Raw genomic sequence first — 12,696 nt, 5'->3', positions numbered from 1 at the left:
TAAATGGCTTGTGCATTTTCTGTGAATAATACATAATGTCATATATTTGTCCCCATTGTATTTCTTGAAAACAACAATTTTCCAATGGAATATTTAGAATTTGAACTTCCCATTAAAGAACTTGAAGACCAACTTCAAAAATGTATGGTAATTGGGGAAGAAAGTGATGTTGATGTCACTGAAACCTGTTCCCAGATTGAAAAAAAGCTGGAAGAAACCCGAAAGGATATCTATAAAAATTTGACCGCTTGGCAGCGGGTGCAACTATCAAGGCACCCCAATAGGCCGTATACCATGGACTATATTAAGGCCATTTGCGGAGATACATTTTTGGAGCTTCACGGGGACCGAAATGTAAAAGATGACAAGGCCATGGTGGGTGGCTTGGGCAAAATTGGTGACCAGAGCTATATGTTCATCGGTCAGCAAAAAGGCTACAACACCAAAACCCGTCAGTACCGTAATTTTGGTATGGCCAACCCTGAGGGATATCGGAAAGCCCTTCGCTTGATGAAGTCTGCAGAGAAATTCGGAATTCCCGTTGTATGTTTCATCGACACGCCCGGAGCATATCCTGGGATTGAAGCCGAAGAAAGAGGCCAAGGTGAGGCCATTGCTAGGAATATTATGGAAATGACCCGCTTAAAAGTACCAATCATTGTTGTGATTATTGGAGAAGGTGCATCAGGCGGTGCTTTAGGCATAGGTGTTGGAGATAAAGTATTGATGTTGGAAAATACATGGTATTCCGTTATTTCACCCGAATCCTGTTCATCCATCCTTTGGAGAAGTTGGGAATATAAAGAGCAAGCAGCTGAAGCCCTTAAACTGACTGCGGCCGATATGAAAAAGCAAAAGTTGGTGGACGAGATTGTTAAGGAGCCTCTTGGAGGAGCGCATTCCAACCGAGAAAAAACGTTCGAGACCGTCAAGAATAAAATTTCATCACATTACGAAGAGCTCAAAAAGTTATCACCAAAAGAACTCGTTAAAACCCGCATGGATAAATACTCCGATATGGGTGTTTTCAACGGATAGTTCTTGTTTTTCAGAGGTTAACTTTTTTTATTAGGTTTTATCCTCACTTTTTTTTATGTTATTAACAGGTATTTGAAGTTGTCAACATTTTAATTGTTGAAGACCTGTGGAAATCGCATCTTTTATTATTCAAGTTAACTAAAGGTTAATTAGCTACTTTCGTACTCATGGACAAACCTAGCCCAGTCATCGGTCATAGAGTGGAGAAATCTACCCTCATTAGCCTTGAGAAAGGAAAAATACCACCTCAATCAGTTGATTTAGAGGAGGTTGTGCTGGGCGCGATGATGATTGATAAGAAAGGTGTGGATGAAGTAATAGATATCCTACATCCTGATGTTTTTTACAAAGATGCGCATCGATATATTTATGAAGCCATCTTTAAATTGTTTGAATCCTCCGAGCCGGTGGATTTATTAACCGTTTCCTCACAATTAAAGAAAGATGGAAGGCTAGAAGCCGTAGGAGGGGACTTTTACCTTATAAAACTTACTCAAAAAGTGGCTTCTTCGGCCCACATTGAGTTCCATGCGCGTATCATCCTCCAGAAATACATTCAGCGGAGCCTGATCAAGATTTCAAATGAGATCATTGAGGATGCTTACAGCGATTCCACCGATGTGTTTGACCTTTTGGATAATGCCGAAGCGAAATTGTATGAGGTTACCCAAGGCAATTTAAAACGTTCTGCAGAAACCGCCCAAAATTTGGTGATTCAAGCTAAGAAGAAGATTGAAGAAATTTCAAATAAAGAAGGGTTGAGTGGAATCCCATCTGGTTTTGACAAGTTGGATAAATTGACCTCCGGCTGGCAGCCTAGTGATTTGGTCATCGTGGCAGCCCGTCCCGGTATGGGTAAAACGGCCCTTACCCTTTCCATGGCACGGAATATTGCGGTAAATTCAGATATTCCGGTGGCATTCTTCTCTTTGGAGATGTCCTCCGTACAGTTAATTACGCGTTTGATTTCTTCGGAAACAGGCCTTTCCTCTGAAAAATTACGGACCGGAAAACTTGAAAAACATGAATGGGAGCAGTTGAACGTCAAGGTAAAGGCATTGGAAAAGGCACCTTTGTTCATTGACGATACACCTTCACTTTCCATTTTTGACCTTAGGGCCAAGGCAAGGAGATTGGCTTCACAGCATAAAATTCGGTTGATTATAATTGACTATTTACAGTTGATGACCGCTGGCGGAAGTCAAAAAGGCGGAAACCGTGAACAAGAGATATCCACCATATCCCGAAACTTAAAAGCACTTGCAAAGGAGTTGAATGTTCCCGTAATTGCACTGTCGCAGTTATCAAGGGCCGTGGAGACCCGTGGAGGCAGTAAACGCCCCATTCTTTCTGATTTGCGGGAATCTGGGGCTATTGAGCAAGATGCCGATATTGTTTCCTTTATTTACAGGCCGGAATACTACAAAATTGACGAGTGGGATGATGAAGAGCGCACCCCCACCCAAGGTCAGGCAGAGTTTATTGTGGCCAAGCACCGTAATGGTGGTTTGGATAATATTAGGTTAAAATTTGTTGGCGCTCTGGGTAAATTTGATAACTTGGATGACTTTGACTCCCCATTCGAATTCCAATCGAAGATGAATGCGGACGAAGAAAATCCCTTTGCAACCCCAAATCTTCCCAATGCGGATGAAGCTTTTGGGAGCGCAATGAACAGTGATGACGATGACCCAGATGATAGCGACGTACCTTTTTAAAAAAGCAAAACCAAGGTCATTTCGAGCAAATGCGAGAAATCTCACCTTTTTATTTTTCTTCCTTCTGTTTTTGAAATCTTCTGCCTCTGTCATCCTAATTCCCATGGATGCCGAAAGTCAGGAAAACCATTTAAAAGCGTATGGAATCACCTATTGGGTGCTCACTAAACAACAAAAAGTACAATGGCTGTTGAACTATCGCGGAGGTTCCTTTTTATTGCCCGATGGTGAAGCTATCCGAAAAGAATGCCAAATTCGTGGCGTTTCTTTTGAAGTACTATCGGATAGTAAAGCCGAGCAGATTTTGGATGAAATCAGCAGTCCATCCCAAAACCAAGATGCCGTTATTTTGGAAAAGGCACCAAAGATTGCGGTGTATTCCCCTAAGGACAATCCACCTTGGGATGATGCGGTGACCATGGTACTGACTTATGCTGAGATTCCCTATACCACCGTTTATGATGAAGAGGTGTTGGGCGATAAATTGGCGTTATATGATTGGTTGCATTTGCACCATGAAGATTTCACAGGTCAGTTTGGTCGATTTTATGGTGCTTACCGTGCAGCGCCTTGGTACATTGAAGCCAAAGAACAGGCAGAAACTCTGGCCCAAGAATTAGGTTATGCCAAAGTTTCTGATGAAAAACTGGCCGTTGCCTTAAAAATCCGAAATTATGTGGTGGGAGGAGGTTTTATGTTTGCTATGTGCTCGGCCACCGATAGTTTTGATATTGCTTTGGCAGCTGAGAATGTAGATATCTGTGAGCCTATGTTCGATGGTAATCCCTCCGACGCCAATTATCAAGGTAAACTGAACTATGGAAATACGTTTGCATTTACCAACTTCGTCTTGGAGCGGAATCCCCTTCGCTACGAGTTTTCATCCATCGATATGACCAACAAACGCGGTAATGTGCCTAAGGAATCCGATTATTTTTCTTTGATGGAATTTTCGGCCAAATGGGACCCTGTACCTACCATGTTGACCCAAAACCATACCTCTTTGGTAAAAGGCTTTATGGGACAGACCACAGCTTTTACACGAAACGAGGTGAAGCCTACAGTAATGGTCTTGGGGGAAAATAAAATCAATGGAGAAGCACGATATATTCACGGAATCAAAGGAAAAGGCTTTTTTACCTTTTACGGGGGCCATGACCCTGAAGACTATCAGCATAGGGTAGGGGATCCCAAAACCGAGTTGGAGTTGCATCCAACTTCACCGGGATACCGTTTAATTTTGAACAATGTTTTGTTTCCTGCTGCAAGAAAGAAAAAGCAGAAAACCTAACTCAAATGCTTCTTGAAAAACTCAATCGTGCGCTCCCAGGCTAAATTGGCAGCAGCTTCATCAAAACGCGGGGTGGTGTTGTTGTGGAATCCATGATTTACATCGGGATAAAAATGAGCTTCGTACTCTTTGTCCAACTCTTTCAATTTTGATTCATAATCTTCCCATCCTGCATTCACTCTTTCATCCAATCCGGCATAATGAATCAATAAGGGAGCATTGATTTGTGCCACTTCATCATCATCGGGTTGGCCACCGTAAAAAGGAACGGCTGCGGCCAAATCCGGAACTTTTACGGCCATCATATTGGAAATCCATCCCCCGAAACAAAACCCGACCACACCCACTTTTCCATTGCAATCCTCATGGTTTTTGAGATAATTGTATGCGGCGATAAAGTCTTCAAGCATTTCGTTTCGATCTCGTTGACGTTGTAGGGTTCTGCCCTCATCGTCGTTGCCAGGATATCCTCCAAGTGGTGTCAATGCATCTGGTGCTAAGGAAATAAAACCTGCAAGAGCGGCCCTTCGGCCCACATCCTCTATATACGGATTGAGTCCACGATTTTCATGTACCACTACAATACCACCCAATTTGTCATCATGGCCTTTGGGTTTAGACAATAATCCTTTGATTTCACCGCCACCTTTTGGGGAATCGTAAGTAATGAATTCAGAATCCAGACGAGGGTCATTGGGTGGAACCAAGAGGGTATCCACGTAATTGGGCATGATAAAACTCATGAGTGAGGCCATAGTGATGCCTCCAACGGCATAGACGGAGAGTTTTTCCATAAACTCTCTTCGATTCAATTGATTGTGCGCATAAGCATCATACAGGTCAAAGACTTCCTGTTTTATATCTTCTTTTTTCAAGGGTGCCATGGTGCTGCCTTTAGCGGGTTGACCTTGAAGATACAAATTTTACCAAAGCAACTTATTGCAAACTAGTTAAATAGAATGATGTTTATAAAAGTTTCTCTAATACCCGTTCCACACCAAACTCATTATTGCTGACGGTTTCGTATTTGGCCACTTTTTTCACGTTTGGGTGCGCATTGGCCATGGCAAAGCTATAATTGGAGAGCTGCATCATCTCCAGATCATTGTTGTAGTCGCCAAAGACCATAACTTCGTTGGCCGCAATTTGATATTGGTCCATGACCTTTTGCAAGGCATACCCTTTATGGGCGTCTTGGTGTGAAACATCGACCCAATTGGCCCCAGAGACCTTTACTTTTAAGGTGTCTTCCAAATGCCTGACAGAAGGATAGATGTACTTTTCTGAATCTTCAAAATGGTATATGGCTATTTTGAGAACATCGGTCTCCACGGTAGTTTGATCCTTTACAATATCAAATTCTGAATAATATTCAGCAAGCATGGTCAAGAACGCATCCGATGCATCATTGGCATAGGCATTATATTGTCCGCAGAGTACAGGATGCACATCTTTAAGGGGCTTTACCACATCTAAAATGCGGATGACTTCCTGTTGGGTAATGGGCGTGGTCAACAGAACATCTTCTTGTTTTTTGATCAATGCGCCGTTTTCTGCAATCACGATAATGTCATTTTTGATGGCTTCCAACTTATCCACCATGCTATTATATTGCCTACCACTGGCGGCCACAAAGATGATCTCCTTTTTCTTGAGTTCTTCAAAAATTTCAAAAAAGCGAGGGCTTACTTCATGTCTGGAGTTCAACAATGTACCGTCCATGTCGGTCACCACCATTTTAATCTGCGATAAATCCATTTTCAAGAAAATTAAGCTGCAAAGGTATTTGTTATTCAGGGAATGGAAGAATCCCTTTTGGTAAAGTTTATATTAATTTAGTGCGACGATTTATTTCGATTTATGGATTTTTATCAAGCTGAACTGCAATTACGGGCCTACCCAAGAGGATTTCATTTAATTACGGATACAATTTTGGATGCACTTCCTGAAATCCGAAAAATAAATACCGGGATGCTGCAGGTGTTTATCAAACATACTTCGGCCAGTTTGACCATTAATGAGAACGCTGACCCAACGGTGCGTACCGATTTTGAAAGTCATATTAACAAAATGGTACCCGAAAATGCACCGTATTATATTCATAATTACGAAGGTCCGGATGATATGCCAGCCCATATTAAGGCATCATTAATGGGAGCTTCGGTCCAGATTCCCATCACCAATGGAAGATTGAACTTGGGCATTTGGCAGGGCATTTATCTTTGTGAGCACAGAAACCACGCCTCGGGGAGAAAGCTGGTCGTTACCGCCTTTGGTCAATGATGTTTTAATCTGTCAGTTCGAGCGCAGTCGAGAACACGAAAGAGTTAAGGATTGAGATTTTTCGCTTCGCTCAAAATGATAAAGCAGTCAATTTGGGATTATTAGAGAAATTCGTGTCAGAGTTTGGTTGGCTCATTTTTAAAATAAAAGATCCCGCACAAGGCGGGATCCAAATAAGCGGGGTAAGTTTATATTGATTCTTATTTTACTTTCTCAACGATGGCCTTAAAGGCATCTGGATGGTTCATGGCCAAATCCGCAAGAACTTTTCTATTAAGCTCTATTCCATTGGATTTTACTTTCCCCATAAATTGAGAGTAAGACATTCCGTGCATCCTGGCACCGGCATTAATACGGGTAATCCAAAGTGAGCGGAACGTACGTTTTTTGTTTCTTCTGTCGCGGTAAGCATAAAGCATTGCTTTTTCCACCGCATTTTTGGCTACTGTCCAAACGTTTTTACGTCTTCCAAAGTAACCTTTGGCTTGCTTCATCACTTTTTTTCTTCTAGCGCGTGAAGCAACTGAATTTACTGATCTTGGCATAATGTCATTTTTTTGTAGCAGGCGTCTCAATTATTGAGAACTTTTTTGGGCCCGACTCCATGGTTAATAATTAATGTACCGGTTGAACAATTATTTTAAACGTAATTGTTCTTTGATGTTGTCCTCATCCGCTGGATGAACCAAAGTGGAATGGGTCAACTTAAGCTTACGCTTTTTAGATTTCTTGGTCAAAATGTGACTCTTAAAAGCGTGCTTTCTCTTGATTTTACCAGTTCCTGTAAGCTTAAAACGCTTTTTGGCACTGGATTTTGTTTTCATCTTAGGCATTTTCCTAGTATTTATCTCCGCTTATTATGCTGAACAACGTTCAGTATCTTTTATTTCTTACTCGTTTTGGGTGCAATGAACATGGTCATTCGTTTCCCTTCCAATTTTGGCATTTGCTCAACTTTCCCGAGCTCTTCCAATTCTTGGGCCAATCGCAGCAACAAAATTTCACCTTGGTCTTTATAGACGATAGATCGTCCTTTAAAGAATACATAGGCTTTGAGTTTGGCACCATCCTTCAAGAATTTTTCCGCATGGCGCTTTTTAAACTCATAATCGTGGTCGTCGGTCTGTGGTCCAAACCGTATTTCCTTTACCACAACCTTGGTTGCTTTGGCCTTTAATGCCTTGTCCCGTTTCTTTTGTTCATAGAGAAACTTCTTGTAATCTATGATTTTACAAACAGGTGGACTTGCATTTGGTGAAATTTCAACCAAATCCAGTTCCAGTTCGTTGGCTTTTTCCCGGGCTTTGGAAATTGGATAAACTCCCATTTCCACATTGTCCCCTACCAGCCTTACCTCAGGGGCTTTAATATTCTCATTGATATTGTGAGGGTTTTTATTTTCCCTCCTTGGTTGGGGCTTAAATCTTCTTCGTATTGCTATGACGTATACTTTTTAATTAAACTTAATTTTTTAGAACGACTTTAAGGTACTATTTATTTCAGTAGATACCAAGTCGGAAAAAGCTTCTGTGCGTAAACTGCCCAAATCCTCGCCACCATGTCGTCTTACTGAAATGGTTTCCGATGCTTCTTCTTGCTCTCCAACAATGAGCATGAATGGGATTTTTTTAAGTTCAGCCTCACGGATTTTTTTCCCAACCGTTTCATTCCTATTATCAATGAGCGCGCGAATTTCGTGATTTTCCAGTGAATTCAAAACTTTTTCCGCATATTTTTCATGTTTCTCACTGACGGGCAGTACAATAGCCTGTGTTGGAATCAACCATAAAGGGAAGTTCCCCCCTGTATGCTCCAGCAATAAAGCCACAAAGCGCTCCATACTTCCAAAAGGGGCACGGTGAATCATTACGGGTCGGTGAAGCTCGTTATCACTTCCTTTATAAGTAAGGTCAAAACGTTTTGGTAGGTTATAATCCACCTGAATGGTTCCCAATTGCCAGTTACGGCCAAGGGCATCCTTAACCATAAAGTCCAATTTAGGACCATAAAAAGCTGCCTCACCAGTTTCAATCACATAATTCAACCCTTTTTCATCTGCTGCATTAATGATGGCCTGCTCCGCTTTTTCCCAATCATCCGTGTTGCCGATGTATTTTTCAGGATTTTCAAGATCTCGAACAGAGACTTGAGCTGTAAAATTGTTGAAGCCCAGAGAATTGAGTACATATAAGGTAAGGTCAATTACATTTTTAAACTCATCGTTCAACTGCTCTGTAGTGCAGAAAATGTGGGCATCATCTTGGGTAAAACCACGAACTCTAGTCAAACCATGTAGCTCTCCACTCTGTTCATATCGATAGACGGTACCAAATTCAGCATACCTTTTCGGTAGATCTTTATAGCTGAACGGTTGGCTATTATAAATTTCGCAGTGGTGCGGACAGTTCATTGGTTTCAACAAAAACTCCTCATCCTCTTTTGGGGTATGTATTGGTTGAAAGCTATCCTCTCCATATTTGGCATAATGCCCGGAAGTTACATAGAGTTCTTTCTGGCCGATATGAGGTGTAACCACCATTTCATAACCAGCCTTCTTTTGGGCTTTCTTTAAAAATTGCTCCAATCGTTCACGCAACGCGGCTCCATTAGGTAGCCATAAGGGTAAACCCTGACCCACTTTTTGTGAAAAAGTGAATAGTTCCAGTTCTTTGCCCAATTTTCTGTGGTCACGTTTCTTGGCCTCTTCCAAAAGTTCAAGATACTCGGTAAGCTCTTTCTGTTTAGGAAAAGAAATGCCATAGACACGGGTCAATTGTTTGTTGTTTTCATCGCCTCTCCAATAGGCTCCGGCCACACTGAGAATTTTAATGGCCTTTATGATACCTGTATTTGGAATATGCCCACCACGACACAAGTCAGTAAAAGTACTGTGGTCACAAAAGGTAATGGTACCGTCTTCGAGATTTTCAATAAGCTCTACCTTATATGGATTATGTTGTTCCTTATAATATTGAAGAGCATCCGCTTTGGAAACACTTCGCATTTTATAGTCGTGCTTGCCACGGGCAATTTCCAATGCTTTTTTCTCAATCGTAGGAAAATCTTTTTCCGATACCGTGTGCTCGCCAAAATCCACATCATAATAAAATCCGTTTTCAATGGCGGGCCCTATGGTAAGCTTAATTCCAGGATACAATTCCTCCAAGGCTTGAGCCACTACGTGCGATGTGGAGTGCCAAAATGCCTTTTTGCCCTCATTATCATTCCATGTATATAAGGTAAGTGTACCATTTTCGGTCAGGGGTGTTACAGTTTCCACAGTGGTATCATTGAATTTGGCCGAAATTACATTTCGGGCCAATCCTTCACTTATACTTTTTGCAATCTCAATTGGTGTAGTTCCCTCAGAAACTTTCTTTACCGCGCCGTCTGGCAATGTGATATCAATCATGTACACTCCTTAATTTTGAATGGTGCGCAAAGATAGTATCTTGAATTGATGCTTACAATATATATAGGATTCAATTGGATAAGAAAGCTTTAATCAACGGTTTACAAATAGTAGGAATTAATTGTTGGATTGGATTTTGATAAAATGATAGTATTCATTATATTTAAAGCATTGATTATCAGTAAAATGTATTTTTTTTGAATTTTTTTTCAAAATTGTTTTGCGGTATCATTTAAACCTCTCTATATTTGCACCCGCTTAGCTGATAAGGCTGGGTGTTTTTCCGGGAGTGATTTTGGTCTTAGGGCCAATTTTTTTTCTGGGGGATTTAAGGAAAGAAGTTCATATACATATTGCAATAGACAGCGTAATTATTAGAGAGAAGAACCATTTTGATCCGTGGATTCTGGGAATTGTGCATTGGTATCGCTTATAGAGATATTTAACGATGTACAATGAAGAGTTTGATCCTGGCTCAGGATGAACGCTAGCGGCAGGCCTAACACATGCAAGTCGAGGGGTAACATAGTTTGCTTGCAAACTGATGACGACCGGCGCACGGGTGCGGAACGCGTATGGAACCTGCCCCTGTCAGGGGAATAGCCCAGGGAAACTTGGATTAATGCCCCATGGTACCAAAGTATCGCATGATATTTTGGTTAAAGATTTATCGGACAGGGATGGCCATGCGTACCATTAGTTAGTTGGCGGGGTAACGGCCCACCAAGGCAGCGATGGTTAGGGGCCCTGAGAGGGGGATCCCCCACACTGGTACTGAGACACGGACCAGACTCCTACGGGAGGCAGCAGTGAGGAATATTGGACAATGGTGGGAACACTGATCCAGCCATGCCGCGTGCAGGATGACGGCCCTATGGGTTGTAAACTGCTTTTATACGGGAAGAAACCTCCCCTTGCGAGGGGAGCTGACGGTACCGTGAGAATAAGGACCGGCTAACTCCGTGCCAGCAGCCGCGGTAATACGGAGGGTCCGAGCGTTATCCGGAATCATTGGGTTTAAAGGGTCCGTAGGCGGGCCTGTAAGTCAGGGGTGAAAGTCTGTGGCTCAACCATAGAATTGCCTTTGATACTGCAGGTCTTGAGTCATGGTGGGGTTGCCGGAACATGTGGTGTAGCGGTGAAATGCATAGATATCACATAGAACACCGATCGCGAAGGCAGGTGACCAACCATGTACTGACGCTGATGGACGAAAGCGTGGGTAGCGAACGGGATTAGATACCCCGGTAGTCCACGCCGTAAACGATGGATACTAGCTGTGGGGCATTCGTGCTCCGTGGCCAAGCGAAAGTGATAAGTATCCCACCTGGGGAGTACGTTCGCAAGAATGAAACTCAAAGGAATTGACGGGGGCCCGCACAAGCGGTGGAGCATGTGGTTTAATTCGATGATACGCGAGGAACCTTACCAGGGCTTAAATGCAGGCTGCATGGGGTGGAGACACCCCTTTCTTCGGACCGCCTGCAAGGTGCTGCATGGTTGTCGTCAGCTCGTGCCGTGAGGTGTCAGGTTAAGTCCTATAACGAGCGCAACCCCTACCGTTAGTTGCCAGCGAGTGAAGTCGGGGACTCTAGCGGGACTGCCGGTGCAAACCGTGAGGAAGGTGGGGACGACGTCAAATCATCACGGCCCTTACGTCCTGGGCCACACACGTGCTACAATGGCCGGTACAGAGGGAAGCCACCCCGCAAGGGGGCGCGGATCTACAAAACCGGTCACAGTTCGGATCGGGGTCTGCAACTCGACCCCGTGAAGCTGGAATCGCTAGTAATCGGATATCAGCCATGATCCGGTGAATACGTTCCCGGGCCTTGTACACACCGCCCGTCAAGCCATGGAAGCCGGGAGTGCCTGAAGTCCGTCACCGAGAGGAGCGGCCTAGGGCAAAATCGGTAACTAGGGCTAAGTCGTAACAAGGTAGCCGTACCGGAAGGTGCGGCTGGAACACCTCCTTTCTAGAGAAGGCGTTCCGGTGCCTTTTCCCGGTCCCGATCGGGTGGTTTTTTTCTTTTTCGCTGTCTGCGATATGTTATAGATATATTGGTGGTTTTAGGCCAAGACAGTCTCATAGCTCAGCTGGTTAGAGCGCTACACTGATAATGTAGAGGTCGGCAGTTCGAGTCTGCCTGAGACTACGAAAAGTGCGAAGTATGGAAGTACGGAGTGCGAAGTTCATTGAGTATTGAAAGGAAATTCTAGAAGTTGAGAAGGTAGTTGAGTGTTTTCTAACTACTAACTACTATGTACCAACTACTGGTATATGGGGAATTAGCTCAGCTGGCTAGAGCGCCTGCCTTGCACGCAGGAGGTCATCGGTTCGACTCCGATATTCTCCACAACCGAGTTAAGAGTTCGGAGTTAAGAAGTTAAGAGTGTTCACTCGTAACTCTAGACTCATAACTCATGACTTGATAAAGTTCATTGACATATTGGGACGGAGCAGCAACGACTTAGGTCGTTGACATGCGAAGTCAAAGAAGAAACACGAAGTAGAATAGAATAACAAGGATTACGAGGGCGTCCCATCGCCAAGGTGGGATGCGACAAGCAAAAGAAGGGCGTATGGGGGATGCCTGGGCTCTCAGAGGCGACGAAGGACGTGATAAGCTGCGAAAATCCACGGGGAGCTGCACATGAGCGTTGATCCGTGGGTGTCCGAATGGGGCAACCCACTTGGTTGAAGGCCAAGTACCCAGCAATGGGGGCGAACCCGCTGAACTGAAACATCTAAGTAGGCGGAGGAAGAGAAAACAAGAGTGATTCCGGTAGTAGCGGCGAGCGAAACCGGAGCAGCCCAAACCCATTTTGTTTCGGCAAGATGGGGGTTGTAGGACCACGACATTTCTCGCGTGACGAACCGGAAGCAGTTGGAAAGCTGCACGATATGGGTGACAGTCCCGTACGGGCAAGGAGCGTTGAGGATAGTGGTATCC

The 12,696-nt window shown here is 43.6% G+C and carries 10 protein-coding genes, 2 tRNA genes and 2 rRNA genes (1 of these 14 running past the window's edge); 8 read left to right on the top strand and 6 right to left on the bottom strand.

What is annotated here, in order from left to right; all coding sequences use genetic code 11:
• The first annotated feature begins 84 nt into the window (after window positions 1-84).
• The 3 genes from AB1A65_RS13815 (at window position 85) to AB1A65_RS13805 (ending at window position 4,047) form a co-directional block, all read left to right on the top strand.
• Window positions 85-1,038: an acetyl-CoA carboxylase carboxyltransferase subunit alpha gene (locus tag AB1A65_RS13815; RefSeq protein WP_366590236.1), complete on the top strand. Its 954-nt coding sequence runs from the start codon at window positions 85-87 to the stop codon at window positions 1,036-1,038.
• A gap of 167 nt (window positions 1,039-1,205) precedes the next feature.
• Window positions 1,206-2,756 (top strand): replicative DNA helicase, encoded by a 1,551-nt coding sequence (dnaB, locus tag AB1A65_RS13810; protein WP_366590234.1) that lies wholly within the window; start codon window positions 1,206-1,208, stop codon window positions 2,754-2,756.
• Window positions 2,757-2,859: 103 nt separating this feature from the next.
• Complete coding sequence (locus AB1A65_RS13805; RefSeq protein WP_366590682.1) at window positions 2,860-4,047, top strand: asparagine synthetase B; 1,188 nt, start codon at window positions 2,860-2,862, stop codon at window positions 4,045-4,047.
• Here AB1A65_RS13805 and AB1A65_RS13800 read toward each other — a convergent pair.
• Together AB1A65_RS13800 and AB1A65_RS13795 are read right to left on the bottom strand one after the other, a co-directional pair.
• Entirely contained in the window at window positions 4,044-4,931 is an 888-nt protein-coding gene (locus tag AB1A65_RS13800; RefSeq protein ID WP_366590232.1) for a dienelactone hydrolase family protein, read from the bottom strand. The two genes, AB1A65_RS13805 and AB1A65_RS13800, sit on opposite strands and share 4 nt — an antisense overlap.
• A gap of 82 nt (window positions 4,932-5,013) precedes the next feature.
• Complete coding sequence (locus AB1A65_RS13795; RefSeq protein ID WP_366590229.1) at window positions 5,014-5,805, bottom strand: HAD family hydrolase; 792 nt, start codon at window positions 5,803-5,805, stop codon at window positions 5,014-5,016.
• A 102-nt stretch (window positions 5,806-5,907) separates the two neighbouring features.
• On the opposite strand from AB1A65_RS13795, the gene AB1A65_RS13790 reads away from it, so the two are divergent.
• Window positions 5,908-6,330, top strand: coding sequence for a secondary thiamine-phosphate synthase enzyme YjbQ (locus tag AB1A65_RS13790; RefSeq protein WP_366590226.1), 423 nt, complete (start codon window positions 5,908-5,910; stop codon window positions 6,328-6,330).
• 200 nt (window positions 6,331-6,530) lie between these two features.
• On the opposite strand, the gene rplT is transcribed toward AB1A65_RS13790, so the two are convergent.
• The 4 genes from rplT to thrS form a co-directional block, all read right to left on the bottom strand.
• Window positions 6,531-6,875 carry a 50S ribosomal protein L20 gene (gene rplT, locus AB1A65_RS13785; RefSeq protein ID WP_036383285.1) on the bottom strand — a complete coding sequence of 115 codons (345 nt, stop codon included), beginning with the start codon at window positions 6,873-6,875 and terminating at the stop codon, window positions 6,531-6,533.
• Between the two features lie 90 nt (window positions 6,876-6,965).
• Window positions 6,966-7,163: a 50S ribosomal protein L35 gene (gene rpmI / locus AB1A65_RS13780; RefSeq protein WP_015754448.1), complete on the bottom strand. Its 198-nt coding sequence runs from the start codon at window positions 7,161-7,163 to the stop codon at window positions 6,966-6,968.
• Window positions 7,164-7,213: 50 nt separating this feature from the next.
• Window positions 7,214-7,765, bottom strand: a complete 552-nt coding sequence (gene infC / locus AB1A65_RS13775) for a translation initiation factor IF-3 (RefSeq protein WP_366590681.1) — start codon at window positions 7,763-7,765, stop codon at window positions 7,214-7,216.
• 36 nt (window positions 7,766-7,801) lie between these two features.
• Complete coding sequence (gene thrS, locus AB1A65_RS13770) at window positions 7,802-9,742, bottom strand: threonine--tRNA ligase (protein ID WP_366590223.1); 1,941 nt, start codon at window positions 9,740-9,742, stop codon at window positions 7,802-7,804.
• Between the two features lie 452 nt (window positions 9,743-10,194).
• Here thrS and AB1A65_RS13765 point away from each other — a divergent pair.
• The 4 genes from AB1A65_RS13765 to AB1A65_RS13750 all read left to right on the top strand — a co-directional run.
• A 16S ribosomal RNA gene (locus AB1A65_RS13765) occupies window positions 10,195-11,718 on the top strand.
• 106 nt (window positions 11,719-11,824) lie between these two features.
• A tRNA-Ile gene (locus AB1A65_RS13760) sits at window positions 11,825-11,898 on the top strand.
• 127 nt (window positions 11,899-12,025) lie between these two features.
• Window positions 12,026-12,099: transfer RNA gene (locus AB1A65_RS13755), tRNA-Ala, on the top strand.
• 204 nt (window positions 12,100-12,303) lie between these two features.
• Window positions 12,304-12,696 (top strand): 23S ribosomal RNA (locus AB1A65_RS13750) (it continues 2,425 nt past the right edge of the window).
• The 16S and 23S rRNA genes sit together here with 2 tRNA genes alongside, the layout of an rRNA operon.

Origin of the sequence: Allomuricauda sp. ANG21 (assembly GCF_040705235.1) — a bacterium.
Classification (GTDB): Bacteria; Bacteroidota; Bacteroidia; order Flavobacteriales; family Flavobacteriaceae; genus Flagellimonas; species Flagellimonas marina.
Note: the sequence above shows the minus strand (reverse complement) of the source record. Positions and strands in the feature narration are given on the sequence as shown.